The 25,235-nt window shown below is 71.6% G+C and carries 25 protein-coding genes; 8 read left to right on the plus strand and 17 right to left on the minus strand.

Going from position 1 to position 25,235, the window contains the following annotated elements; translation table 11 throughout:
* Positions 1–46: 46 nt before the first annotated feature.
* The 12 genes from ACYVK3_RS10800 to ACYVK3_RS10855 form a co-directional block, all read right to left on the minus strand.
* Entirely contained in the window at positions 47–688 is a 642-nt protein-coding gene (locus tag ACYVK3_RS10800; protein ID WP_460497319.1) for a transcriptional regulator, read from the minus strand.
* Positions 663–1,796, minus strand: a complete 1,134-nt coding sequence (macS, locus tag ACYVK3_RS10805) for an ATP-binding protein (protein WP_460497320.1) — start codon at positions 1,794–1,796, stop codon at positions 663–665. The genes ACYVK3_RS10800 and macS overlap by 26 nt, the downstream gene beginning before the upstream one ends.
* 61 nt (positions 1,797–1,857) lie before the next feature.
* Positions 1,858–2,673, minus strand: coding sequence for a siderophore-interacting protein (locus ACYVK3_RS10810; RefSeq protein ID WP_460497321.1), 816 nt, complete (start codon positions 2,671–2,673; stop codon positions 1,858–1,860).
* A gap of 60 nt (positions 2,674–2,733) precedes the next feature.
* Positions 2,734–4,020, minus strand: a complete 1,287-nt coding sequence (locus tag ACYVK3_RS10815; protein ID WP_460497322.1) for an MFS transporter — start codon at positions 4,018–4,020, stop codon at positions 2,734–2,736.
* The gene (locus tag ACYVK3_RS10820; RefSeq protein ID WP_460497323.1) at positions 4,017–4,862 is read right to left on the minus strand and encodes a type 2 periplasmic-binding domain-containing protein; all 846 of its coding nucleotides are present in this window, start codon (positions 4,860–4,862) and stop codon (positions 4,017–4,019) included. Before ACYVK3_RS10820 ends, ACYVK3_RS10815 begins: the two co-directional genes overlap by 4 nt.
* Entirely contained in the window at positions 4,859–6,250 is a 1,392-nt protein-coding gene (locus ACYVK3_RS10825) for a hypothetical protein (RefSeq protein WP_460497324.1), read from the minus strand. The genes ACYVK3_RS10820 and ACYVK3_RS10825 overlap by 4 nt, the downstream gene beginning before the upstream one ends.
* A complete protein-coding gene (locus ACYVK3_RS10830) occupies positions 6,247–6,780 on the minus strand; it encodes an FHA domain-containing protein (protein WP_460497325.1) in 534 nt (177 codons plus the stop codon). The genes ACYVK3_RS10825 and ACYVK3_RS10830 overlap by 4 nt, the downstream gene beginning before the upstream one ends.
* Positions 6,777–8,051, minus strand: a complete 1,275-nt coding sequence (locus ACYVK3_RS10835) for a vWA domain-containing protein (protein WP_460497326.1) — start codon at positions 8,049–8,051, stop codon at positions 6,777–6,779. The genes ACYVK3_RS10830 and ACYVK3_RS10835 overlap by 4 nt, the downstream gene beginning before the upstream one ends.
* A gap of 19 nt (positions 8,052–8,070) precedes the next feature.
* Complete coding sequence (locus ACYVK3_RS10840; protein ID WP_460497327.1) at positions 8,071–10,266, minus strand: serine/threonine-protein kinase; 2,196 nt, start codon at positions 10,264–10,266, stop codon at positions 8,071–8,073.
* Between the two features lie 200 nt (positions 10,267–10,466).
* Positions 10,467–10,691: a hypothetical protein gene (locus tag ACYVK3_RS10845; protein WP_460497328.1), complete on the minus strand. Its 225-nt coding sequence runs from the start codon at positions 10,689–10,691 to the stop codon at positions 10,467–10,469.
* Positions 10,692–10,739: 48 nt separating this feature from the next.
* Positions 10,740–11,156: a hypothetical protein gene (locus ACYVK3_RS10850; RefSeq protein WP_460497329.1), complete on the minus strand. Its 417-nt coding sequence runs from the start codon at positions 11,154–11,156 to the stop codon at positions 10,740–10,742.
* Positions 11,157–11,251: 95 nt separating this feature from the next.
* Positions 11,252–12,352: an FUSC family protein gene (locus ACYVK3_RS10855; RefSeq protein ID WP_460497330.1), complete on the minus strand. Its 1,101-nt coding sequence runs from the start codon at positions 12,350–12,352 to the stop codon at positions 11,252–11,254.
* A gap of 192 nt (positions 12,353–12,544) precedes the next feature.
* Here ACYVK3_RS10855 and ACYVK3_RS10860 point away from each other — a divergent pair, with 192 nt between their 5' ends.
* Complete coding sequence (locus ACYVK3_RS10860) at positions 12,545–12,979, plus strand: DoxX family protein (protein ID WP_460497331.1); 435 nt, start codon at positions 12,545–12,547, stop codon at positions 12,977–12,979.
* Between the two features lie 55 nt (positions 12,980–13,034).
* On the opposite strand, the gene ACYVK3_RS10865 is transcribed toward ACYVK3_RS10860, so the two are convergent.
* Positions 13,035–13,577 carry a DinB family protein gene (locus ACYVK3_RS10865; protein WP_460497332.1) on the minus strand — a complete coding sequence of 181 codons (543 nt, stop codon included), beginning with the start codon at positions 13,575–13,577 and terminating at the stop codon, positions 13,035–13,037.
* Between the two features lie 46 nt (positions 13,578–13,623).
* Positions 13,624–14,814, minus strand: a complete 1,191-nt coding sequence (locus ACYVK3_RS10870) for an ROK family transcriptional regulator (protein ID WP_460497333.1) — start codon at positions 14,812–14,814, stop codon at positions 13,624–13,626.
* A gap of 107 nt (positions 14,815–14,921) precedes the next feature.
* Here ACYVK3_RS10870 and ACYVK3_RS10875 point away from each other — a divergent pair, with 107 nt between their 5' ends.
* The 7 genes from ACYVK3_RS10875 to ACYVK3_RS10905 are packed head-to-tail and all read left to right on the plus strand — an operon-like array spanning position 14,922 to position 22,596.
* Entirely contained in the window at positions 14,922–16,019 is a 1,098-nt protein-coding gene (locus tag ACYVK3_RS10875; RefSeq protein ID WP_460497334.1) for a Gfo/Idh/MocA family protein, read from the plus strand.
* Positions 16,016–17,503 carry a sugar ABC transporter ATP-binding protein gene (locus ACYVK3_RS10880; RefSeq protein ID WP_460497335.1) on the plus strand — a complete coding sequence of 496 codons (1,488 nt, stop codon included), beginning with the start codon at positions 16,016–16,018 and terminating at the stop codon, positions 17,501–17,503. Before ACYVK3_RS10875 ends, ACYVK3_RS10880 begins: the two co-directional genes overlap by 4 nt.
* Positions 17,500–18,507 carry an ABC transporter permease gene (locus tag ACYVK3_RS10885; RefSeq protein ID WP_460497336.1) on the plus strand — a complete coding sequence of 336 codons (1,008 nt, stop codon included), beginning with the start codon at positions 17,500–17,502 and terminating at the stop codon, positions 18,505–18,507. Before ACYVK3_RS10880 ends, ACYVK3_RS10885 begins: the two co-directional genes overlap by 4 nt.
* The gene (locus ACYVK3_RS10890; RefSeq protein WP_460497337.1) at positions 18,504–19,499 is read left to right on the plus strand and encodes an ABC transporter permease; all 996 of its coding nucleotides are present in this window, start codon (positions 18,504–18,506) and stop codon (positions 19,497–19,499) included. Before ACYVK3_RS10885 ends, ACYVK3_RS10890 begins: the two co-directional genes overlap by 4 nt.
* 26 nt (positions 19,500–19,525) lie before the next feature.
* A complete protein-coding gene (locus ACYVK3_RS10895; protein ID WP_460497466.1) occupies positions 19,526–20,716 on the plus strand; it encodes a substrate-binding domain-containing protein in 1,191 nt (396 codons plus the stop codon).
* Positions 20,713–21,555, plus strand: a complete 843-nt coding sequence (locus tag ACYVK3_RS10900; RefSeq protein ID WP_460497338.1) for a sugar phosphate isomerase/epimerase family protein — start codon at positions 20,713–20,715, stop codon at positions 21,553–21,555. The genes ACYVK3_RS10895 and ACYVK3_RS10900 overlap by 4 nt, the downstream gene beginning before the upstream one ends.
* A 39-nt stretch (positions 21,556–21,594) precedes the next feature.
* Positions 21,595–22,596, plus strand: coding sequence for a sugar phosphate isomerase/epimerase family protein (locus ACYVK3_RS10905; RefSeq protein ID WP_460497339.1), 1,002 nt, complete (start codon positions 21,595–21,597; stop codon positions 22,594–22,596).
* 21 nt (positions 22,597–22,617) lie between these two features.
* Here ACYVK3_RS10905 and ACYVK3_RS10910 read toward each other — a convergent pair whose 3' ends face one another.
* From ACYVK3_RS10910 to ACYVK3_RS10920, 3 genes are all read right to left on the minus strand, one after another.
* Positions 22,618–23,736, minus strand: a complete 1,119-nt coding sequence (locus ACYVK3_RS10910) for a PQQ-dependent sugar dehydrogenase (protein ID WP_460497340.1) — start codon at positions 23,734–23,736, stop codon at positions 22,618–22,620.
* 147 nt (positions 23,737–23,883) lie between these two features.
* Complete coding sequence (locus tag ACYVK3_RS10915) at positions 23,884–24,138, minus strand: hypothetical protein (protein WP_460497341.1); 255 nt, start codon at positions 24,136–24,138, stop codon at positions 23,884–23,886.
* A 112-nt stretch (positions 24,139–24,250) separates the two neighbouring features.
* Entirely contained in the window at positions 24,251–25,234 is a 984-nt protein-coding gene (locus ACYVK3_RS10920; RefSeq protein ID WP_460497342.1) for a LysR family transcriptional regulator, read from the minus strand.
* Between the last annotated feature and the right edge of the window lies 1 nt (position 25,235).

Consider the following 25,235-nt stretch of genomic DNA (forward strand, 5'->3'; position numbering starts at 1 on the left):
CACCCACCGCATCGGCTCTCCTACTCAAATCGGCGCCCGAACGTACTCAATGCTCGCCGTCGATGCCGTGCTCGATCGCATACCGCACCAATTGCGCCCGATTGTGCAGCTGGAGTTTGCTCAACGTCCGCTGCACGTGGTTCTGCACCGTCCGATGCGACAAGAACAGCCGCGCGGCGATCTCCTTGTATGTCAGACCCTTCGCCACCAACCGCAGCACCTCGGTCTCGCGGTCCGACAGGCTCGGACGCTCCTCGGGCGCCTCGGCGTTCGCCAAGCGCCGGTACTCGCCCAGCACCAGGCCCGCCAGACCAGGCGTGAAGACCGTGTCGCCCGAGGCGATCCGCTCCACCGCGTCCACCAGCTCCGCGACCGACGCCGACTTCACCAGATACCCGCGCGCGCCCGACTTGACCGCTTCGAGCACATCGGCCGACTCGCCGCTGGCCGACAGCACCAGCACCTCGGTGGGGCAGTCCTCGTCGAGTCCGCGCAGCACCTCCACGCCCGACAGGTCCGGCAGTTGGAGATCGAGGATCGCCACCTCTGGGCGCAGCCGCCGGATCGCGGCCAGCGCCCGGCGGCCCTCCCCGACGCACGCCAGCACCTCGTGTCCGGCCGCGGTCAGGTCGCGGCCGATCGCCTCTCTCCAGATCGGGTGGTCATCGACCACGATGAGCGTCGCCATCGGCCCTCCCTCGCGGGCGCGGAACCCGCATCTCGACTTCCGTTCCCTGACCGGGGGCCGACTCCACGGCGGTCGTGCCGCCGAGCTCGGCGATCCGGCCCTCGATCGACTGGGCCACGCCCAGCCGGCCCGCGGCGGCGGCCTCGGCGAGCCGCTCCGGCCCCATTCCCGGCCCATTGTCCCTGACCGTCACCGTGACCGCCTCGCCGTCGTCCTCCAGTAGCAGCCACACGCGCGTCGAGGTCGGGCAGTGGTCGCGCACGTTGTCGAGCGCGCTGGCGACCGCCGCGTCGAGCTGCTGCGCCGTGCGGGCGGGCAGCCGCACCGGCGCGGCGGGCGTCGCGACCGTCACCGCTTCGCCGGCGTGGCGGGCGAGCAGCTCGCGCACGTCCCGCTGCCCGTCGAGCGGGTGCCGGTACGACTCGGAGGTGATGAGCGAGCGCAGCGCCGCCTCCTGCTCGCCGGCGAGGCGCCCGAGCGCGGCCGCCTCACCGCCGATCTCGTTGCCGCGCCGCTGGACGAGCGCGAGGACCTGGAGGACCGAGTCGTGGATGTCGCGGGCGAGCCGCTCGCGCTCTCGCGCGGCGGCACTGCGGGCGGCGGCCTGGCGCAGCCGCTCCTCGGCCTCGACGCCGAGCCGCGTCAGGTGCCCGACCATGAGCCCGGTCAGGATGAGCAGGACCGCCTCGGAGAAGTTGTTCTCGGTGGCGCCGCCCCTGAACACCACGCCGACGGCCGCGATGACGGCCCCGGCGATCACGCCGCGCCGCCGGCCCCACGCGACCGCCCAGGACAGCACCGCCCCGGCCAGCCACGGTCCGATCGAGATCGTCAGGGTCGCGTGGTCGATCTCGAGCGCCCACGCCGAGACGACGACCGCGGCGGCGGTGGCGGCGAGATCGACGTGGAGCAGGAGGGGGCGGTGCCCGCGGTGGGCGTACAGGTAGCTGAGCGCGCCGGTCCAGGCGGCGAGCGCCGCTATGAGGGCCAGTGCCGGCAGCGGGCGTTCGAGCGAGTCGAACATGAGGGCGCACAGGACCACCGGATATCCCAGGGCGGCGAAGCGGAACACCGCGATCGCGCGCCGCAGCTGCGTCTGTATGCCCACGCGGGCATTCTCCCAGCAAGGCGCTCAGCGCACCGCCTCAGTACCGCCTCAGTGCGGCGTCTCAATGCGTGGGGTCGAACTCCCGCTTCGTGGCCTGCCAGCGGTCCTCGTCCTGACCGAGCCGCCAGTAGCCGGAGATCGACAGGCGCTCCTTCGGCAGCGCGCGCTCCTTGGCCAGCAGGCGCCGCAGCTCCTTGACGAAGCCGGCCTCGCCGTGCACGAAGGCGTGGACGTCTCCCGACAGGTCGAGAGCGCGGGCCGCCCGGAGCAGGCGCTCGCCGACGCGGGCCGCCCCTCGGTGGAGCCAGCGCAGGTCGACGTCCGCCGGCGAGTCGAGCTTGTGCTCCTCCTCGGGGCCGGCGACCTCGATGAGGACCCGCGCCCTGGCCCCGACCGGGAGCTGTTCGAGCGTCGCGGCGATCGCCGGGAGCGCGGCCTCGTCGCCCAGCAGCAGATGCCATTCGGCCTCGGGATCGGGCGCGTACGCGCCGCCGGGCCCGGTGAAGCGCAGCACGTCGCCGGGTTTCGCGGCGGCCGCCCACGGCCCGGCGAGGCCCTCGCCGCCGTGGAGGACGAAATCGACCCACAGTTCCCGCTCGGCCGGGTCCCAGCGTCGGACGGTGTAGGTGCGGGTGCGCGGCCATGCCTCGCGCGGCAGTTCGGCTCGGATGCGCTGGAGGTCGAACGGCTCGGGGTAGGTCGCCCCCGCCGCGGGGAACAGCAGCTTGAGGTAGTGGTCGGTGCACTCGCCGACGTCGAATCCCTCGAGGCCGGGCCCGCCGAGCACGACGCGGACCATGTGGGGGGTGAGCCGCTCGGTCCGCATCACCTCGGCGGTGCGCACGCGGGGGTTCTTTCGTCCACGAGGCTCGGCCATCGCACTCCTTCGCCGGATCCGGTCACTACGGCAGACCTTAGCTCGGCTCCGCCCCTGCGGTCAGCGGACGGGCTTGGGAGCGATCGCCAGGCCGACGACGGTGACCGCCAGCGCCAGCGTCGTGTACAGCGAGATCGCCGCCGTCGAACCGAACCGCTCGAACAGCACGATCGCGATGATCGGGGCGAGCGCTCCGCCGGGCACGCCAGCGAGCTGGTAGCCCAGCGACGTGCCCGAGTAGCGCACCTTGGTCGGGAACATCTCGGCGATGAACGCCGCCTGCGGCCCGTACATGGCGGCGTGCGCGACGAGCGCGACGGTGACCGCGGTGATGATCGCGGCGGTTCGCCCGGTGTCCAGCAGGGGGAAGAACACCCAGGCCCACACCGCGGCCGCCGCGGCGCCGGCGGCGGCGATGCCCTTGCGCCCGAAGGCGTCCGACAGGCTCCCGAACCAGGGGATGAGCACCAGCTGCACCGCCGAGCCGATGACGACGGCCACGAGGCCGACGCTCTCGCCCAGATCGAGCTGGTCGGCCAGGTGGGTGAGCACGTAGAGCGTGAAGATGTAGAAGGCGACATCGACGCCGATGCGGGCGCAGAACGACGCGGTCAGAGCCCGCTTGTGGGTCCGGAACACCTCGTGGAGCGGATTGTCGGGTATGTCATGCTGGCGGGTGAACATCGGCGATTCGGCGATATTGCGCCTGATCCACAGCCCGACCAGCGCGAGCGCGGCCGAGAACAGGAACGGGAGTCGCCAGCCCCATGTCGCGAAGGCCGCGTCGTCGAGCGCGAAGGCGGCGAACGCCAGGATTCCGACGGCGGCGATGTTCCCGGCGGGGACGCCGAACTGGACCCACGAGGCGGCCAGGCCCCATCGCCGCCGCGAGGAGTGCTCCATCGACAGCAGGACCGCGCCGCCCCATTCGCCGCCGAGACTCAGGCCCTGCACGAACCGCAGGACCACGAGCAGGACCGGCGCGGCGGTGCCGATGGAGGCGTGCGTCGGGAGGATGCCGATGAGGAACGTCGACATGCCCATGACCAGCAGCGTGACGGCGAGGACGTTGCGTCGGCCCACCCGGTCGCCGAGATAGCCGAAGGCGACGCTGCCGATGGGGCGCGCGACGAATCCGACCCCGTAGGTGGCGAACGCCAGGAGCGTCCCGGTGGCGGGGTCCGAGCCGGGGAAGAACAGCGGCCGGAACACCAGGGCGGCGGCGGTGCCGTAGAGGAAGAAGTCGTACCACGCCAAGGAGGTGCCGACGGCGCAGGCGCCGATGATCTCGCGCGGCGACCTGGTCCTGGCCGGAGCGGCGCCGGCGGGGGTGGCGGTGGCGGTCATGCGCATCCTTCGAACTGGGGGATGGGGATCTGGGACGGGTCGACCACGGTGCCCTCGAACCATTTCTCCAGCAGCAGGGTGGCGTGGCTGTCGCCTCCCGAGGGGCCCTCGGCGTACATCTCGGTGATCACCCGGTTGAGCGCTTCGCAGCCCGCGGTGTCGCCCTCGCGCATGCCGATGCCGATGCGCTCTTGGGAGAATCGGGCTCCGGCCAGGCGCGTCTCGAAGTCAGCCGCCTCCGCGAGGCCGGCGAGCACGAACTCGTCGGTGGCGATCGCGTCGATCTCGCCGGTGCCGAGCAGGCCGACGCAGTCGTCGTAGCTCTGGACCTCGCGGACGTGCGCCCTGATGCCGTGCTCCTTGGTGAGCCGGTCGATGGCGTTGGAGCCTTCGAGTTCGCACACGGTCTCGCCCGCGAGGTGCTCGAGCTCGGTGATCCGGGTGTTGTCGGCCCGGACGAGGATGTCGAAGTGCTCGACCACGTAGGGACCGGCGAAGTCGATGGTCTGCTTGCGCTCCTGGGTGATCGAATAGGTCGCGACGGCGAGGTCGATCTCGCCCGACAGCAGCATCGGTTCGCGCTCGTCGAGGTCGATGGGGACGAATTCGGCGTCCTTGCCGAGCTGCTCGGCGAGGAAGCGGGCGACGTCGGCCTCGTAGCCCTCGAAGCCCTCGTCGGTCTGGAGGCTGACGCGCGGCAGGTCGTAGCGCAGCCCGATCACGAGCTCCTCCTTGTCCAGGATGGACTCATCGTCGTCGCCGGCGCAGGCGCCCAGGGTCGCCAGCGGCAGCGCGCAGAGCGCGGCCAGCGCCCGTCGGACCGCGGTATGCCGTCGTCTCATCGGTACTCCCGCAGTCTCGGGGCGATGCCGCTGAAGGTGAACACGCCGAGTGACACCATCGCGGCGATGAGCAGGAAGGCGAAGCCGGCGATGGCGTCCTCGCCCTCGGCTATGGCCGCCTCGAACCGTTCGAGGTGCCGGTCGGACAGTTCGCCGAGCGCCTCCTCGTATTCGCCGCGGGCCTGGTCGACCGGGGCGATCCTGGGCGAGGGCCCGCCCTCGCCCTCACGCATCCGGGCGTCGGCGAGGATGAGCGCGGTGTAGGCCTCCAGGACGCGCTCGCTCTGGGCCGATCCGTCGAGCCCGTCGCCGACCAGGCCCGTCAGGACGGCCTCGCCGTCGACCGCGCCGAGCCGCTCCTGGTAGCCGGCGAGGCTCACGGCCTCGAGGTAGACCAGTTGCTGTGTCTTGTCGAAGTAGGTCTGCTCGTAGACGTCGTCGCGGCCCTCGTCGAGCAGGTACCGGACGCGGTCGGCGTGGAGGCTGTTGGAGATCGCCTGGGCCCGTTCCACGGAGAGCACGGCGTCGAAGCCGTCCTCTTTGGCCTCGGCGAGCGCGACGCGCTCGGTGTCGAGCACGGTCAGCCCGGTGAACAGGTAGAGCACCGCGACCGCGGTGGCGACCACGAGGGACGGGTTGCAGACCCGCCTGAATCCGCGCGCCAGGAACATTTGGAGTCCGATCAGGAGCGCCAGGGCCGCGAGCCCGGTGACGGCGACCGCCCACCAGCCGAAGCCGATGCGCCCCTGGGCGTCGTCGTACGACCCGCGGACGATCGTGGCGTTCTCGAGTGTCAGGTTGTACGCCTGGGGGAGGATACGGCCGCTCATGAGGTCGGTGGCGTCACGGTAGGCGTCCAGCACCTCCGGCGGCGGTTCGCCCGAGGCGTAGGCGGCACGCTCGGCCAGCAGCAGTGCGACGGCCGCGGCCTGCTCGTATTCGCCCCATCGGGCCATGACCGACTCGATCGTGGCCCGCTGGGTGGCGGCCGAGCCGGCGAGCCGGTGCGCCTCCAGCAGGGCGGCGGCGATGTCGCCGCGCCGCTGCTCGTAGCGCTCGCGCGCGGCGTCGGCGAGGGCCGTGTCCGGGCCGACGAGCAGTACCGTGGCGACCTGGGAGTCGGCGTCGCTGAGCGCGTAGTACAGGTCGGTGGTGGCCACGACCTGCGGCCCCGAGGCGTGGCCGATGGTCTCGAGCGATCGGTCCGCGGCGTCCACGGCGTAGTACAGGGTGCCGAACATGACCGCGAGGGCCGCGACGACCGCGGTGGCCTGGGCGATGAGGGCCTGCGGCCCGCCGCTGCCGCGCTCGATGCCGAGCCGTTTCAAGGCGGCGGCGTCGGCGTCGGGCAGTCCCCGGGCCCCGCCCCGGTCGCGCACGATGGTCATCGCCGGTCCCCGTCCCGTCGCTCGCGGATCCTGATCGCCGTCCACAGGCCGATGTGGACCACCGATTCGGCGTCCAGCGGTGTCTCGACGTTCCGTTCGAGCTTCTGCCCGTCGACACGGGTGCCGTTGGCCGAGCCCGGGTCGTGAACGGTCCATTCGTCGCCGTGGCGTTTGAGGATGGCGTGGACGCGCCGCGAGACGCCCAGGTCGGCGGCGGGGATCTCGCCGAGGTCGATCGGCGGGCGCGGTTCCGGATCGCCCGCCTCGCTGCGCCCGATGTAGACGACGTCGCGGTCCAGCGGCACCGTCCGCTCGGGGGCATGCGGCGGGAACGACACCGGGTCGTCCGCCCCGGGTGCCCTGCCGAGCCGGTCGTAGAAGTCCCTGTCAGCGGTGATGACCGCCTCGAACCGCATCGGCCCCGTACCGGGCCGGGTCCCGAGGTGCGGCACCTCGATGAGGGCCGTACTGCCGCACTCGCACTGGACGGCGCCCTCGGTCTCGTGGCCGTTCGCGCACACCTTCGTCATCCCGTGCCGCCTTCCGGCGAGGTCGGCGTCCGGACGGTGTAGTCGCTCCTGGTGTTCAGCCACAGCGCGTCCGCTTCGGTGACTCCGGTGCGGATCGTGGTGTTGCCCTGCCCGTCGACATCGAGGAACGCCCTGATGCTCTCGGCCTGCGCCTCGTTGCCGGCGGCCTCCGCGCGCTCGAGCGCGGTGAGCAGGTGGTGCGTCGCGGCGCCGGGGTCGCGCCGATGCCAGTGCCGCAATCCCTCCCGGATGTGCTCGATCCCCTCCAACTGCGTGCGGTAGTGGACGACCGACGGGTGGAACGCCGTGCTCTTGGCCGGATCATCGGTCCACAGCGCCCGGACCTTGGACACGGCGGCGTCCCGGCCGCCGCGCACCAGCTTGAGTCCGATCTGCTGCTCCGTCCCCACGCCGCTGGGCGGGAACCGGACCGCGAGCAGGTATTCACGTTTCTCGTCCCCCCACGAGCCCAGGTCGAACGCGGTCTTGCGCGCCCCCGACGCCCGTCCGTGGGGGAGCAGGTCGCTCTCGGTGCGGTACACCTGCCACAGTCCCTCCAGCGAGAACCCGGCCGGCCCCTTGACGACGAGCTCCACCTCGTCGGCGGATCGGCCCATCGCCCGCTGCGACGCGGCAGTGAAGAACCGGCCCAGATCCGGCAGGTCCCGGCAGTACTCGCGGGTGCCGTGGAACAGGTCCGCGATCCGCTTGAGCTCGTCGGCGTTCCAGCCGGTGCCGATCCCGATCGCGTCGCAGGCGAAGCGGCCCCGGCAGAACTCCAAGTCCGCCTCGTACTCCCCGTGCGGCTGGTTGACCTGGCCGTCGGTCAGCAGCAGGACGTGGCCGATCGCTCCGGGCCTGGTCGAGACGACCTCGGCCGCGCGGCGCAGCCACGCCCCGATCGAGGTGGCGCTGCCGATCTTCATCGCGTCGACCGCCTTCGCGGCGGTGCGCTTGTGGCGCTCGGTCCCCTTCGCGAGGGCGCCGCCACCGGGATAGAGCTCGACGGCGCTGGTGCCGCCGGCGATGAGCGCGAAGTAGGCGTCCTCGCGGATCGCGCCGAGCGCCGCCTTCGCCGCCCGCTTCGCCTCCTCGAACTTCGGCCCCGTCATCGACGTGGAGCGGTCGATCACGACGACCTCGGCGACCTCCGATTCGCCGCCGCTCGACGGTGCGAACTCGACGGTGAGCACCGCGTCCATCCCCGTCTCCTCGGGGGCCAGATAGGGGTTCTGCGCCACGCTGAGCGAGAACCCGGAAGGGTCGGTCATGTCGTCCTCCTTCGGAGCTTCACAGCCAGGTCCTGGGCCGGGACCGGTTCGCCGCGCCGACGAGCGCCCACCGCGTCAGCGGTGACTCGCATCCGGCCGAGACGCGGCGCAGCACGGCCTCATAGGCCTGCCCGACGTCGTTGCGCGTCAAGGCCACGCCTCGAATGGTGCGTCCTGGGTCCTCGGCCCGGTCCCGCACCGCCGTGAGCGCCGCCCGCCACACCTCGGCCTCGATGAGCGCGGCCCGGGCGGCGTCGAGGCCGCCGAGGTTGTCCAGGTGCGCTCCGGCGGCGACCACGGCGTCCAGATCGGACTCACCGCGCACCCGCTCGGCGATCAACGCCTGCTGCGCGTCGAGGTAGTGGCTCGACGAATGCGGCACCTCCGACAATGTGGACAGCCGCTCGGCGATCGAATCGGAGCGCCGGGCGAGCCCGAACGCCGCGCTGGTGTGGTTGTGGTCGGTGCGCCAGACCGTGCGGTACAGCGCTGCCGCTCGCCACGCGGGTGATCCGCGCAGCTCCTCGCACACCGCCAGCGCGAGCATCGGCGCCAGTTCGCCCGGGAGGCGATGGCGCACCGCCGTGAAGCGGGCGAACGCCTCGGAGGCGTCGCCGCCGAGCGCGGCCACGCCGCGGTACCAGTCGAGCCGCCAGTCGTCGCCGAAGTCGGCACGTGCCCGATCGATGAGCGAGGCGGCGTCGCTCTTGCCCAGTTCGGCGGCGAGCCGGATGCGCGCCAGCCGCGCCTCCTTCGTCGCCGGGAGGGCCTCGATGAGCTCGCGCGTCCGCGCGGCCGGCTGGAGGGCGAGTCCGGCCAGGGCCGGTGCGGCGAGATCGGCCGGGTCGCCGACCTGCGGCACCGGCAGCGAGCCGCGCGCCTCCTCGGCGCGTGGCTCGGCGAAGACCGTCTCGGCCGAGTCCGCGAGCGCGCTGGCGAGGGCGCCGCGTTCGAGTCCGAAGTGTACGGACACCGCCGGGTACGACCGCTGGTCGATCTGCGCGCGGATCTGCCGGAGCACGCCGGTGAGCTGGTCGGCCATCTCGGCGGCCGAGCCGAACCGCTCGGCCGGCCTCGGCGCGCAGGCGCGCTGGAGCAGCAGGTGCAGCGATTCGTTGTAGCCCGAGGGAGGCGGCGGGAGGGGGACCTCGCGGATCTCGCCGCCGACCTCGATCGCGGGCCGGAAACCGAGGGTGAGGACGGCGAGGGTCCGCCCGACCGTGTACAGGTCGGAGGCGACGTCCGGCGGGTGGGACCGGCCGATCTCGGGGGCGCTGTAGCCGGGGGTGCGCCAGATGTCGCCGCCGGCGCGGCCGATGCGGCGCATCGCCCCGAGGTCGATGAGCTTGAGCTGATTGCCGGACTGGATCACGTTGGCGGGCTTGAGATCGCAGTAGACCATGCCGTTCGAGTGCAGGTACTCGAAGGCCGCGAGGATCTCCAAGGCGAAGGGGATCGCCCAGTGGGCGGGCATGGTCCGCCCCCCGGCCCATCCGGGGTGGCGCGGGTCGTCCAGCGCGAGGCCGCCGACGTACTCCATGACGAGGTAGTCGTGCTCGGCGCCGTCAGCGCGGTCGCGGTGCTTGACGTAGTTGTGGATGTCGACGATGTTGGGGTGGTTGACGGTGACGAGGTAGTGGCGCTCGTCGCGCACCGCGCGCAGCGCCGCCGGGTTCTCCGGGTCGATCAGCCCTTTGAGGACGACACGGCTCTCGAGGTGGTGGTCGACGGCGAGGTAGACGCCGCCGATGCCGCCGTGTGCGATGAGCCCTTCGATCTCGTACTGCTCGGCGACGAGTTCGCCTCTGGCGAGGGTCCTGGTGAAGTCGTACGGGGCGTCGCAGCGGTCGCAGGCGCCCTTGAGCCGGGCCGGGCGTCCCGCGCAGGAGCGCCCCACTTCGTGACCGTTGGGGCATTGGCGGCGGTCCTCGGGGACCACCGGGTCGCTGAGCAGGTTGGTGGTCGGGTCGAGGACCGGGGCGCCGGGGACGTCGGCGAGGCCGGTGCCGAGTCTGCCGGGGGTGTGGACGTCGCTGGGCGCCTCGCGCGCGAAGGCGTCCTCGTCGAACGTCCGCGGGCGAGGCGGCTCGGGAGGCGGCTCGTCGACGTACTCGGCGGGATCGCGCCCGCAGACCTCGCATTCGCCGTCCTCATCGAGGACGCCGAGCCCGTCCGCCGGACAGCGCGGCAGCGTGCAGTAGGCGACCTCGGTCATGGCATCGCCCCCCGCGGGGGCACGGGAAGGCGGATCGGTCCGGGTCTCGCAGGTGGCATGAACCAACTCCGGGGGCGGGCGTACGGGACTGGGGATCGCCGTGGTCGTTCAGCCTACCGAGAAGCCGCCACCCGTGCATGCCACCGAACGAGGACGACCCGGGCGTTGGCTGCGCCCGGGTCGTCCTCGTCGCCGTCGGTTCAGCTCCGCGTGCTCAGATATTTCCCGAGCAGCTCCTTGGCGCGTTCGCCACGGGTCTGGTCGTCCTCCTGCACCTCCGCGAAGAACCGCGCGGCGTCCTCGTCGCCGGCGGACTTGGCGTCGTCGATGTACTTCTGGATCGTCTCCGCCTCGTTCAGCGTGTGGTACAGGACGCTGACCAGGTTGTACTCGACGTCATAGGTGCCGGTCTGATGATGTGTCACCGTGTTGCCTCCTCATCGGCGGTCGTCCGCCCGCTGCGGCGCGCAGTTTCAGGCGTCCTCGCGGGACGGGTTCTCCAGGCGGAAGAAGTTGCTCTTCTCGCCGTCCTTCGTCTCCTCCTGGTAGAGGAAGTTCAGTCCGCGCTCGTCGAACGTCGTGAACCATTCGTCCCAGGAGATCTCTTCGAGGTCGTCTCCTCCGTAGCCGGGGAAGTCGAAGCGCAGCACGCCGGGACGGCCGTCGTGTTCGGTCCCCGGGACCGTGGCGGGCGCGGCCCCCCGGTCCTCGGCCCAGCCGCGGATCACTTCGTGGTTCGTGGTCACCAGGGAGCGTCCCTCGCGCTCGGGCCGCTCATCGGGCGAGGTCACCTCCTGCGCGTACCGCACCGACTTCGACTGCTGCTCGCCCCCGCGAACGCCGCCGGATTCCTGGCCTTGCTGCTTGCTGCTGTCCGAATCCGCCGTCATGGCGTCCCCCCTCGGCTCGAAACGATTACCCGGAAAGCCGTACCCCCGGACGCAGTGCCTAATCGTGACGCCCGCTGCGGGCCTTCCGTGCCTGCTCAGGCCGACAGGTCGCGCACGAGCCTGCGGGCGGCCACGAGCAGCGCGCCTTTGAGTTCGGCGGCCAGCGGCGATTGGTCGTGCAGCGGGCCGGCGTCGTGCTCGGCGGCGTCGAGCAGTTCCGTCAGGCGCGAGTCGGTCTCCTCGTCGCCTTCGTCGTCTCCCTGCAGCCAGGCCTCGAGCCGTTGACCGAGCGCTTCGGCCGCGGCGTCCAGGAAGTACGTGTAGTGCTCGCTGAAGCCCCCGTCGAGCGACTCGTAGGGGAGATCACTGCGGCTGACACCGTGCAGCGGGTTGGCGACGGCCTGGATCGCACTCGCGACGCGATCGAGGCGGACCGCGGCGACGTGCAGGTGTTCCACGGAGGTGGCGTCGCCGGTGATGGTCGGGCGCGGATTGAAGCGCAGGCTCTCTTGGCCGCGCTCCAGCGCCAGGCGTGCCTCGGCGACACTGTCGTCCAATCTCGTGGCGCTGTCCACCCATTCGCGCGAGACCTGTTCGTCCGGCTCGCTCCGCATCCCGCGTGCGATGTCGCGCAGCACCTGCTGCGCCCGGTCGCCTGCCTTGCAGGCGGCGTCGCGAACGGTGCGCACCCGCACCGGCGGGAAGATCAGGAGGTTCACCGCGGTGCCGATGAGGGCGCCGAGTCCCGTCTCCGCCAGGCGCCCGAGCAGGAACGTGTCCTCGATGCTCCCGGCGGTGATGATGAACAGCGCCGTGAACGGCACGTACAGTCCCTGGTCGTCGAGGCGCCGCCACTTGCCGAGCAGGACGGCGATCGGCACCGCCACGGCGAGCGCCACCTCCTTGCCGGGCGTGGCCACGGCGATGACATAGGCCAGTACGACGCCGAGCCCCACCGACGTCACCTGCCTCACACCCGACACCACCGACCAGTACACCGTGGTCCTGACCATGACCAGCGCCGCCCATGGCGCCAGATACGGCATCGGCAGCTGCAGCAGATGGGCCGCGATGGCCCATGCGGTGAGCGCCGCGAGGCCGCACTTGAGCGCCTGCGTCGCGGTCTCGCTGGCGATGCTGTCGTGCCGCGGGACCTCTCGGGCGAATCGCAGGGCCGCACGCGCGTCGGCGGCCACGGCATTCCATAGGGATCGAACTCGCACGAGTCGCCGAATACCCATTCCGGCCGTCTCGCACCCATGCCCGAGCCGGTGCGCCCGGCCACCGCCGCCCACGGGAAACCCGTCCCGGCGCGGCGATGAATCGGCGTGCCCGGCGTCGTCTGCACCAGTATCGACACCCGATCACCGCCGGAAGGAACCATTGCCATGACCACCGAGAACACCACCGTGAACAACCCCGGGGACACCGCCGTCAACGCCGGCCCCGGCCGTGCCCTGCACATCACCCTCTGGATCCTGCAAGGACTCCTCGCCGCGTTCTTCGCGTTCGCCTCGGCCGCGCCGAAGCTGTTCGGGCAGTCCGACGCCGTCGAGGGCTTCGCGCTCATCGGCGCCGGCGACTGGTTCCGGGTCTTCATCGGCGCCGTCGAGCTGGCCGGTGCGATCGGCCTGGTCATCCCGCACCTGTCGGGCCTGGCCGCCATCGGCCTCGCCCTGCTCATGATCGGCGCGGCCTACACCAACGCCGTGGTCGTCGACGGCCACTGGCCGGTCTCCACGCCACTGATCCTGCTCGCGCTCTTCGTGTTCATCGCCTGGGGCCGCCGGGACCGGACCCGCGCCCTGCTGTCGCGGCGCTGAACGTCCGAGCTCCCTGATGGCGGCCGGTTCGGCAGGCGAGCCGGCCGCCATCAGCTCACCACGTCTTCCGTTCGTCCCTCCACGCCCGCATCGGCTCAGGCAGGTCCATCCTGGCGAAGGTCGGCGTCCACTCCGAGGCCCCGTAGCCGACGCCCAGGTCCGTGTGGTGCAGTTCCACCTCGGCGAGGCGCCGGGGGAGGATCAGCGAGGCGCGGAACAGCGGCCCGTCCATGACGCGGACCTCGGTCTGCCAAGCGGCGTCGGTCAGCATGTCGGCGTCGGCCGCGAACGCCTCGGCGGTTTCGGCGACGTCGTCGCGCAGGTCGTCCACCGAGCGGTCGGCTCCGGCCTCGATGTCGGCGTCGCGCGCCCGGGCGTTCCGGTAGGCCGGCGTCTCCCTCCCGGTTCGCGCCCAGTCGAGCAGGTTCCTCAAGGCGTCGGCGTTGCGCGCGACGTGGGTGAGGACGTGGCCGCGCGTCCATCCCGGCAGGAGCGAGGGCTCGCGTGCCTCCTCCTCGGACAGGCGCCCGATCGCGGCGACCAGCCGATTGGTCGCGACGCGCAGGACGCTCAGGAGCTCGGCTCGTTCAGTGGTCATGGCCGCATCGTATCGATCCCCACCCCCGCATGGAAGTCCGCTTCGCCTAGCGCAGCATCGCGTCGAGGCGGTCGGGGTGCAGGGCGTGCTCGATGACCATCACGCCCGCCCCGATCGCCCCGCTGCTCTCCCCGGTCCGGGCCGCCGCGATGCGCAGATGCCTGGTGGCCAAGGGGAGCGAACGCTGGTAGATCACCTCGCGCACCCCGGCGATCAGATGGTCGCCGGCCAGCGCGAGCGAACCTCCGATCACGATGACCGACGGGTTGAAGAAGTTGACGGCCCCGGCGAGGACCTCGCCGATGTCGCGCCCGGCCTGGCGCACGAGCCGCAGTGCCGGGACCGAGCCGGAGCGGGCGAGCTCGACGACGTCGAGCGACCCGTGCGCGTCGATGCCCTGCTCGGTGAGTTTCGCGGCGATGGCCGCACCCGAGGCGACCGCTTCGAGGCAGCCGGTGTTGCCGCAGCGGCAGTGCGCGTCGGCACCGGAGACCTTGATGTGCCCCATGTCGCCGGCCGCGCCCTGGGCGCCCCGGTAGACCCGGCCGCCGGCGATGATGCCGCAGCCGATGCCGGTGGCGGCCTTGATGAACAGCAGATGCTGGTCGTCGGACCAGGCCGAGAAGTGCTCGCCGAGCGCCATGATGTTCACGTCGTTGTCGACCAGGACGGGGACGCGGATGCGGTCCTGGACGTAGTCGGGGACGTCGAAGCCGTCCCAGCCGGGCATGATCGGCGGATTCACGGCGCGCCCGGTGGAGTGCTCGACCGGGCCGGGCAGGCCGATGCCGATGCCGAGCAGCTCGGACGCGGGACGGGAGACCTCGTCGAGGAGCTTGTGGCCGTGGTCGATCACCCAGTCGAGCACCGCTTCGGGGCCGAGGGCGATGTCGAGGTCGGCGTTGGTGGCGGCCAGGGCCTTTCCGGCGAGGTCGGTGATGGCGAGCCGGGCGTGGGTGGCGCCGAGGTCGGCGCCCAGGGTGATGCGGGCCGAAGGATTGAACGCGAAGGTGGCGGGCGGGCGCCCGCCGGTGGAGGCGGTCTCCCCGGACGGCGCGATCAGACCGGCCGCGAGCAGGGCGTCGATGCGCCCGGTGACCGTGGACCGGGCCAGGCCGGTGAGGGTGGACAGTTCCGATCGAGTCCGGGGCGCGCCGTCGCGCAGGAGCTGGAGCAGCGTGCCGGCTCCGGTCGGCGTCGAGGCCGGTCGGCGCGGCGCGGTCGCATCTTCTGTCACATCACCAGTGAATCACACCGAATATATCGGGCTGACAACGTCACTATTTCATAACATCGCACAACTTTTGCTTGTGCTTCGTCATAAGTCTGGCCTAGGGTCGGCGTATGGCTCAAGTCACGATCAGCAGACCGACGACCTACCGGGCCGCCATCATCGGCACCGGCTTCATGGGGCGGGTCCACTCCCACGCGATCGCCGTCGCCGGGGGCGAGATCACCGGGATCTCGGGCTCGACCCCCGAACGGGCCGCCGAGGCCGCCGCGTCGCTGCGGGCCGAGACCGTCTACGACGACACCGACGAGCTCATCGCCGCCGCCGACGTCGTCCACATCTGCACGCCGAACCACCTCCACGCCCCGCTCGCCCTGGCCGCCATCGAGGCCGGCAAGCACGTCGTGTGCGAGAAGCCCCTCGCCACCGACGCCGCCACCGCCCGCGCCATGACCGACGCCGCGAACGCGGCGGGCGTCGTCGCCGCCGTGCCCTTCGTCTACCGCTTCCACCCGATGGTCCGCGAGGCCCGCGCCCGCGTCGCCGCCGGCGCGATCGGCCGCCTCACCCTCGCCCACGGGTCCTACCTCCAGGACTGGCTGCTGCGCCCGGGCGACGACAACTGGCGCGTCGACGCCGCCAAGGGCGGCGCCCTCCGCGCCTTCGGGGACATCGGCTCCCACTGGTGCGACCTGCTCGAGTTCGTCACCGGCGACCGCATCACCGCCGTGGCGGCCCAGCTCGCCACCGCCAACCGCCGCCGCGGCGGCCGCGACGTGTCCACCGAGGACATCGTCACCCTCCAGTTCGCGACCGCAGGAGGCATGGTCGGCACCACCGTCGTCAGCCAGGTCTCCGCCGGACGCAAGAACCGCCTCTTCCTCGAGGTCTCCGGCACCGAGGCGACCGTCGCCTTCGACCAGGAGCAGCCCGAGACGCTCTGGCTCGGCGCCCGCGACGCGAACGCGGTCCTCATGCGCGACCCCGACACGCTCAGCCCCGACGCCGCACGCCTCGCCCGCGTCCCCGCCGGCCACGCCCAGGGCTACCAGGACTGCTTCAACGACTTCATCGCCGACACGCGCGCCGCGATCGCCGGAGTGACCCCCGACGGCCTCCCGGTCTTCGCCGACGGCCTGCGCGCCACGCGCATCGCCGAGGCCGTCGAGCGGTCCGCCCGCACCCGCGAATGGGCGGAGGTGGACCGATGACCACCACCCCGGTGCTCGCCATGCGCGGCATCGACAAGGCCTTCCTCGGCGTCCCCGTCCTGACCTCCGTGGACCTCACAGTCGAGCCGGGCGAGGTCCACGCCCTGGTGGGGGAGAACGGCGCCGGCAAGTCCACGCTGATGAAGATCCTCGCCGGCGTCCACACCGCCGACGCCGGCACCATCGAACTGGGCGGCCGGGCCGTCTCCTTCACCCACCCCCTCCAAGCCCAGCACGCCGGCGTCTCCACGGTCTTCCAGGAGTTCAACCTCCTGCCCGACCTCAGCGTCGCCGAGAACATCCACCTCGGACGCGAGCCGCGCCGCCGCGGCTTCATCGACCGGCGCGCCATGCGATCCCAGACCGCCGAGATCCTCGCCGACCTCGGCGTCGCCGACCTCGCCCCGACCGCGAAGGCCGGCTCGCTGTCGGTCGCGCACCAGCAGATCGTCGAGATCGCGAAGGCCCTCTCCCAGGGCGCCGACCTCATCTGCATGGACGAGCCCACCGCCGCACTGGCCGACGCCGAAGTCGAGCTGCTGTACCGGCTCATCGACCGGCTGCGGGAGCGGGGCGTGGCCGTCCTGTACGTCTCCCACCGGCTGCGCGAGATCTTCGACCTGTGCGACCGGATCACCATCCTCAAGGACGGGCGCCGCGTCGACTGCGTCGCCACCGCCGACATCACCCCCGACGAACTCGTCACCGCGATGGTCGGCCGCCGCATCGAGACGGTCTTCCCCGAGCGGCTGCCCGACACCGACATCGGGCAGGTCCGCCTGGAGATCGCCGGCGGCGGCAACGCCCAGGTCGACGGCATCGACCTCCAGGTGCGGGCGGGCGAGATCGTCGGCATCGCCGGACTCCAGGGCTCGGGCCGCACCGAGATCGCCGAGGCGGTCTTCGGGATCGAGCCGTTCACGCGCGGCACCGTCGCCGTCGACGGGCGCGTCCGGCGCATCACCCGGCCCCGCAAGGCCATCGCCGCCGGGATCGCCCTGGTCACCGAGGACCGCAAGGCCCAGGGGCTCGCCATGCACCAATCGGTGCGCGCCAACGCCCGCATGGTCCTCGACGCCAACGCCCGCGTCCACTCCAGGCGGCGCCTGGCCCGCGTCAGCGGCATCCTCTCCAGCCTCGACCTCGTCGCCCGCGGCGAGGACCAGGAGGTCCAGTACCTCTCGGGCGGCAACCAGCAGAAGGTCGTCGTCGCCAAGTGGCTCGCCGCCGAACCGGGCGTCATCATCCTCGACGAGCCCACGCGCGGCATCGACGTCGGCGCCAAGCACAAGCTGTACTCGGTCATCCGCTCCCTCGCCTCCGAGGGACTCGCCGTGCTGCTCATCACCTCCGAGCTCATCGAGCTCATCGGCCTGGCCGACCGCATCGTCGTCCTCCACGACGGGCGCGTCTGCGGCGAGCTCCCCGCCGACGCCACCGAGCAGCAGGTCATGGCCTACGCCACCGGACGGAGCGGCGCATGACCACGCTCGCCGCGCCGCGCCGGCTCGACACCACCGCGCTCATCTACCTGGCGCTCGCCGGGGTCGTCGCACTCGGCGGCGCCGCCGTCGCCATCGACGGCGGCAACCTCTTCTCGACCGGCAACCTCGTCGACATGTTCACCCGCACCAGCCTGACCGGCTTCCTCGCCATCGGCATGACCCTGGTGATCCTGTGCCGGTCACTGGACCTGTCCGTCGGCTACGTCGCCGCCCTCTCCAGCCTGGTCGCCGCGACCACCATGGACGGCGACGTCGGCCGCATCCCGTTCGCCATCGCGGCCGTCCTGGCCGTCTCGGGACTCATCGGCGCGGCCAACGGTGCGATCGTCACCTTCGGCGGCGTCAACCCGTTCATCGCGACCCTCGGCATGGGCCTGATCATCAAGGGCTACCTCGACACCGAGTACCGGGGACCGGCCGGCGACGTGCCGACCGTCTTCCAGCAGTTCGGCTACACACGCATCGGCTTCATCCCCATCTCCGCCATCGTCATGCTCGCCGTCGCCGCGGCCGGCATCTGGTTCCTGCGCGCCACCAGGACCGGCCACCACATGTACGCCGTCGGCGGCAACATCGACGTCGCCCGCATGTCCGGCATCCGCACCAGGCGCACCCTCATCACCGCGCACATCCTGTGCGCCATGTGCGCCGGAGCCGCCGGGCTCCTGCTCGCCGCCCGCTTCGGCACCGGCTCGGCCGAGGCCTACACCAACCTCTACGAGCTCGACGCGATCGCCGCGGTCGTCCTCGGCGGCACCCTCCTGCTCGGCGGCAAGGGCGGCATCGCGGGAACCATCGCCGGCGTCGCGATCCTCGCCGTCCTCGACACCGTCTTCAACGTCATGCAGGTCAACCCGTTCGCCAAGGACGTGCTGCGCGGCGCGGTCATCATCACCGCCGTCGCCATCTATGCCAGGCGCCAGCTCAACCGCACCGCCAGACGGCCGCGCTTCGCCGCCGCCTCGGACGAGGGGAGATCATGATGCAGCGTCTGCGCAGCGCCGCCTCGGCGCTCTTCGGCGGCGGCACCGGCACCGTCTTCGCGCTCCTCGTCGCCATCTTCGCCTGGGTCTTCGCGATCAACCCCGGCTTCTTCGAGGGGCCCTCGCTCATGGCGTTCCTCAAGCAGGCCGCACCGCTGGTGATCCTCGCCGCCGGCCAGTACTTCGTCATCGTCTCGGGCAACTTCGACCTCAGCGTCGGGGCCCTCGTCGGCGCCCAGGTCGTCATCGCCGCCCGCCTGATCGACGGCGAGGAGGCCAACACCCTCCCCGTCCTCGGCATCATGCTCCTGTTCGGGCTCGGCGTCGGCCTCGTCAACGGCCTCATCACCACCGTCCTCAAGGTCCAGTCGTTCATCACCACGCTCGGCATGCTGCTCGTCCTGTACGGCGCCATCAGGCTGTGGACCGGCGGCGCCCCCACCGGGAGCCTGTCCGAGGCCTTCCGCACACCGGGGCGCCACGGCATCGAGGGCGTGCCCGTCGTCGGCCAGATCCCATGGGCGCTGCTCATCATGATCGCCGCCGGAGCGGCCGCCGTGTGGCTCATGCGCACCCGCTTCGGGCGCATCCTCATGGCCACCGGCGACAACGACCTCGCCGCCGAACGCTCCGGCGCCCGCGTCAACACGGTCCGGACCGCCGCATTCGTCCTCTCGGGATTGTCGGCGACGATCGCCGGAGTCCTCATCGGCGGCTTCGCCGGCGTCAGCGCCCAGGTCGGCGAGGGTCTGGAGTTCACCGTCATCACCGCGGTCGTCCTCGGCGGCGTCGTCCTCGGCGGCGGCCGGGGCGCCGTCATCGCCGCCATGGCCGGCGCCCTGACCATCGAAGCCCTGTTCACGCTGTTCAACCAGATGGCGCTCCCGTCCACGCTCCGGCCGACGGTGCAGGGCGTCATCATCATCGCCGCCGTGGCCTACGCCGCCAGGCGCAGGACCCGGCCCGCCCTCGCGTCCGTAACTCCCTCATGAGAAGAAGGTTCCGAACCATGCACACCATGCGCCTCGCCGCCGCCTCCGCGGCAGCCCTCGGGCTGCTGCTGGCCACCGGCTGCACCACCGACGAGATAGACGACCCGCAATCGGAGGAGACCACCGCCGAATCCAGCGGCGACGAATGGTTCGTCCAGGCCGACTACGCCGAACAGCTCGCCCAGCGCGAGATCGAACCCGAAGGCGACCCCGAGCAGCCCTGGCTCCAGGCCATCGAGCCCGAATGGGTCGACACCGCCGAGTTCGCCCGCGAAGAGGGCGACGCCACCGTGTGCTTCTCGAACGCCTCCGTCTCCAACCCGTGGCGCGTCACCGGCTGGATCACCATGCAGCAGCAGGTCGAAGTCCTCCAGGACTCCGGTCAGATCGGCGACTTCCGCCACTCCGACGCCGCCGACGACGACGACCAGCAGATCTCCGACATCCAGGCGTTCATCGACTCCGGGGAGTGCGACGCACTCATCATCTCGCCGTCCACCACCGCGACGCTCACGCCCGCCGTCGAGGCGGCCTGCGACTCCGGCATCCCGGTGATCGTGTTCGACCGCGGCGTCAACACCGACTGCGCCGTCACCTTCATCCACCCGATCGGCGGCTACGCCTTCGGCGCCGACGCCGCCGAATTCCTCGTCGACAACCTCGAACCGGGCTCCACCGTCCTGGCCCTGCGCATCCTGCCCGGCGTCGACGTCCTTGAGCACCGCTGGGCCGCCGCCCAGGAGATCTTCGCCGACTCCGAGCTGGAGATCCTCGGCGACGAGTTCACCGGCGGCGACGCCGCCGAGATCAAGAACATCGTCACCCAATACCTCCAGCGCGGCGAGGTCGACGGCATCTGGATGGACGCCGGCGACGGCGCCGTGGCCGCCATCGAGGCCTTCGAGGACGCCGGCCAGCCCTACCCGGTCATGACCGGCGAGGACGAGCTGTCGTTCATGCGCAAGTGGAAGGAGACCGGCATGACCGCGGTCGCCCCGGTCTACTCCAACTTCCAGTGGCGCACGCCCGTCCTGGCCGCAACGATGATCCTGGACGGCGAGCAGGTGCCCGCCGAATGGGTCCTGCCCCAAGAGCCGATCACCGAGGCCGACCTCGACGAATACCTCGAACGCAACGCCGACATGCCCTCACTCCACTACGCCAAGTTCGGCGGCGAGGACCTGCCCGGCTTCCCCGACGCTTGGCGGGACCGTTGACCCGCGGCATCGGCGTCAACACCTGGGTCTGGGCCTCGCCGCTCGACGACGAGGCCCTGGCCCGGCTCGCGGTGCGCGTGCGCGACTGGGGCTTCGACGCGATCGAACTGCCCGTCGAGGCCCCCGGCGACTGGGACCCCGCGCGCGCCGCGGACCTGCTCGCCGGGCTCGGACTCGACGCCACCGTCGTCCTCGTCATGGGACCGGGCCGCGAACTCGTCGCCGCCTCGGATGACGAGGTCGCGGGCACGCAGCGCTACCTGCGGCGCGTGGTCGACGCCGCCGCCCGGGTCGGCTCGCCGGTCATCGCCGGCCCCGCGTACGCCTCCGTCGGCCGCACCTGGCGCATCGCGGACCGGCCGGGCGCCTATCGAGAACTGCGCGAGCACCTCGCGCCGGTGGCCGACTACGCCGCCGAACGGGGCGTCACGATCGCCGTCGAACCGCTCAACCGCTACGAGACCAGCCTGGTCAACACCGTCGACCAGGCCCTGGAGGCGCTCGACGGGCTGGCCGGGTGCGCGCTGGCCCTGGACGTCTACCACATGAACATCGAGGAGACCGACATCCCGGCCGCGATCGCGCGGGCGGCCGGGCGCATCGGCCACGTCCAGGTCAGCGCCAACGACCGCGGCGCGCCGGGCCGCGATCACCTCGACTGGCCCGGCATCCTGGATGCCTTGGACGGGGCGGGGTACACCGGACCGGTGGTGATCGAATCGTTCACCGCGCACAACGCCACCATCGCCACCGCCGCCTCGATCTGGCGGCCCTTGGCGCCCACGCAGGACGCCATCGCCGTCGACGGACTGCGCTACCTGAGAAGCCTGGAACCTTGACCGAAACGATCGGCCCGAACCACCCGAGGAGCCTGACCGATGCCGAGACCCATCACGCTGTTCACCGGCCAGTGGGCGGACCTGCCCTTCGAGGAGCTGTGCCGCCTCGCCGCCGACTGGGGTTACGACGGACTCGAGATCGCCTGCTGGGGCGACCACCTCGACGTCCGCCGGGCCGCCGTCGACGACGACTACGTGGCCGATCGCAAGGCCCTCCTCGACGAGCACGGGCTCGGCCTGTGGGCCATCTCGAACCACCTCGTCGGCCAGGCGGTGTGCGACGACCCGATCGACCAGCGGCACCAATCGATCGTGCCCGCCCACGTCTGGGGCGACGGCGATCCCGAAGGGGTGCGCAGGCGCGCGGCCGAGGAGATGCGGGCGACCGCCCGCGCGGCCGCGCGGCTCGGCGTCGACACCGTCGTCGGCTTCACCGGCTCGGCGATCTGGAAGTACGTCGCGATGTTCCCGCCGGTCCCCGAGGCGACCATCGCGGCCGGCTACGACGACTTCGCCGCGCGCTGGAACCCGATCCTGGACGTCTTCGACGAGGTCGGCGTCCGCTTCGCCCACGAGGTCCACCCTTCGGAGATCGCCTACGACTACTGGTCGACGGTGCGGGCGCTCGAAGCGGTCGGCGACCGCGAGGCCTTCGGCCTCAACTGGGACCCCAGCCACATGGTCTGGCAGGACATCGACCCGGCCGCGTTCCTGTGGGACTTCCGCGACCGGATCTACCACGTCGACTGCAAGGACACCCGCCGCCGCTTCGACGGGCGCAACGGCCGCCTGTCCTCCCACCTGCCGTGGGGCGACCCGAGGCGCGGCTGGGACTTCGTCTCCACCGGCCACGGCGACGTGCCCTGGGAGGACTGCTTCCGCGTGCTCAACGCGATCGGCTACGACGGTCCGATCTCGATCGAGTGGGAGGACGCGGGCATGGACCGCCTCAGGGGCGCGGCCGAGGCGGTCGCCTTCGTGCGCGGATTGACCTTCGACCCGCCGCAGTCGGCCTTCGACGCCGCCTTCGGCTCCGACTGACCGGACCGCGACGGGCCTCGGTCAGTCGCCCGCGAGTTCGAGGCGCAGGATGCGGTCGTCGCCCGGCCGCGGTTCGGTGCCGCCCCAGGTCGCCCCGTCGGTGTTCGAGGTGACCAGCCACAGTGCGCCGTCGGGGGCGCGCTCGACCGTCCTGATGCGGCCGAACTCGCCGACATAGTGAGCGATCGGGTCGCCCGCCGCTTGGGGGCCGTCGACGGGCAGCTGCCACAGGCGCTGTCCGCCGAGCGCGCCCATCCAGAGCGAGCCGTCGGCATAGGCCACGCCCGAAGGCGAGGCGTCGTCGGGGTGGATCGTGAAGATCGGCTCGCGGCCGGTGTCGCCCTCGACGCCCTCGGTCTGCGGCCAGCCGTAGTCGGCGCCGGCCTCGAGCACGTTCACCTCGTCCCAGGTGCGGTGGCCCAGCTCGGAGGCGTAGACGGTCCCGTCCGGACCGAAGGTGATGCCCTGGACGTTGCGGTGACCGGTGGAGTAGACGGCGTCGCCGAACGGATTGTCGTCGGGAATGGAGCCGTCGAGTCCGATTCGCAGGATCTTGCCGTTCAGTGAGGCGTCGTCGGCGGCGTTCTCGGGTTCGAACGCGTCGCCGGTGCCGATCCAGAGGTTCCCGTCCGGGCCGATGCGGAGCCGTCCGCCGTGGTGGCGGTCGGCGGTCTCGATGCCGTCGAGCAGCACTCGCTCCCGGGTGAGCGACTCGAAGTCCTCGCCGACGCGCAGGGCGACGATCTGGTTCGTGGGTGCGGCTGAGACGTAGGCGAAGACGGTGCGGTCGCTCGCGAACTCCGGCGACGTCGCCAGACCGAGCAGGCCGCCTTCGTTGCTCGTCGCCACCCCGGGAACCGTGCCGACGAGTTCGGCGTCGCCGCCGTCCGCCGGGACGCGCGAGATCGCACCGGTCAGGCGGGAGGAGACCAGAGCCGAGCCGTCGGGCAGAAAGGCGAGCCCCCAAGGTGAGTCGAGTCCGGTGGTGAGTTCGGTGAGCGTTCCGGGTTCGGGCGGCGGGTGCTCCTGGGTCGGGGTGCCTTCCGGCGGCCCCGAGGCGGACGTGCAGGCGCTCAATGCCAGCGCCAATGCCAGGGCCGCTGGCGCCAGGCTCGCGGCCGTTGCTCTGATGGTCTTCATCGTGCCTCCTTGTTATCGTTGATAACAATACAGATGTTTCATTGATATACAATGGCACTATCAAAAAATTGTTATCGGCGATCCGAGCGAGGCGGCGGGCAGCACCGGGAACACGTCGGCGAGCGCTGCCTCCGACAATGGGGATGCCTAACGGCCCCGGTCGTCCGATCCGTCGTCGGGGCCATCGCCGGAATCGGTGGCCCCGTCACCACGCTCCTCGGAGGGACCGGACGGCATGTGGTGCGGCGGATATGGAGCCTGACCCTGCTCGCGCTCGTACGGCGGTGCCGGTGGCTGCTTCGACCTGCGGATCAGATAGATCACGAGCCACGCGAGGACCGCGACGATCGCGGTGACGAACAGCGGGCAGAGGAGCAGGACGACAACATGCCAAGGCTGCAACGCTCCCACAGCGGAACCCCATCTCGAGCCGGAGTGTCAGGCGAATACCGACCATCGTAGGGCCGCGGCCATCGCATTGGAAACCGCAGGATTCAAGCAGTGACGACCGTCCTCATGCGCCAGTGGAGTCCGTGCCTTCGAGTCCGGACGCCCCGGCCCGGACGCCATTGAGCCGCGGCGTCGGAGTCTCGCCGCGCGCTCCGCGGCCGAGGAGCACACGGCCCTCGGGCGACTGCGGCATGGTGTCGCTGAGCCTGCCCGCCGAGCGGACGAGCGATGCGACAGCCTGAGAGCGACTGCTTGACGGCCATGCGATCACCGTGGTGACGTTCGGCGCGTCGACGACGGGCACCGCGACGTGTTCGGGCCACTGCCAAGCGCGGCTGGACGCGGGGATGACCAGCAGTGTTCTGCCGAGTGCCACGAGTTGAGCGAGCTGCGACTGGGTGTGCACCTCCGGGCCGGGCCCCTCCGGGTAGGAGCCGTCGAGCCGGGGCCATCGAGCCATCGGAAGGTCGGGCACGTCGCGGACCTCCGCCAGTGTGAGCTGAGCGCGTGACGCGAGCGGATGCCCGGCGGGAAGGATCGCGACCTGACCTTCGACGTAGAGGTCCTCGGTGTCGAACCCGGCGAGGTCGTCGAACGGGCGATGCATGAGCGCCACGTCGGCGCTCCCGTCGCGGAGCAGCCGCGCCTGCTCGCCGACCTCGCACAGGAGGACGTCGATCGATGCCGCCTCGGGTTCGCTCGCAAGCGTGTCGAGGAGCCGTCGCAGCAGCTCGTGGGAGGCTCCGGCCTTGGTCGCGAGCACCAGCGGCCGCTGCGGATCCCCGGCGCGCCGCGTCCGACGCGCGGCGGCCGCGACCGCGTCGAGGGCCGCTCCGGCCTCCCGAAGGAGCACTCTGCCGGCGTCGGTGAGCGCCACGCCACGACGGTCCCGGTCAAGGAGCCGGACGCCGAGCCGCCGCTCCAGGCGGCTGATCGCGCGCGAGAGCGGCGGCTGAGCGATGCCGAGCCGATCGGCGGCGCGTCCGAAGTGCAGTTCCTCGGCGACGGCCACGAAATACCGGAGCTCACGGGTCTCGAGATCGTCCATG

It is taken from the genome of Glycomyces tarimensis (assembly GCF_054776215.1).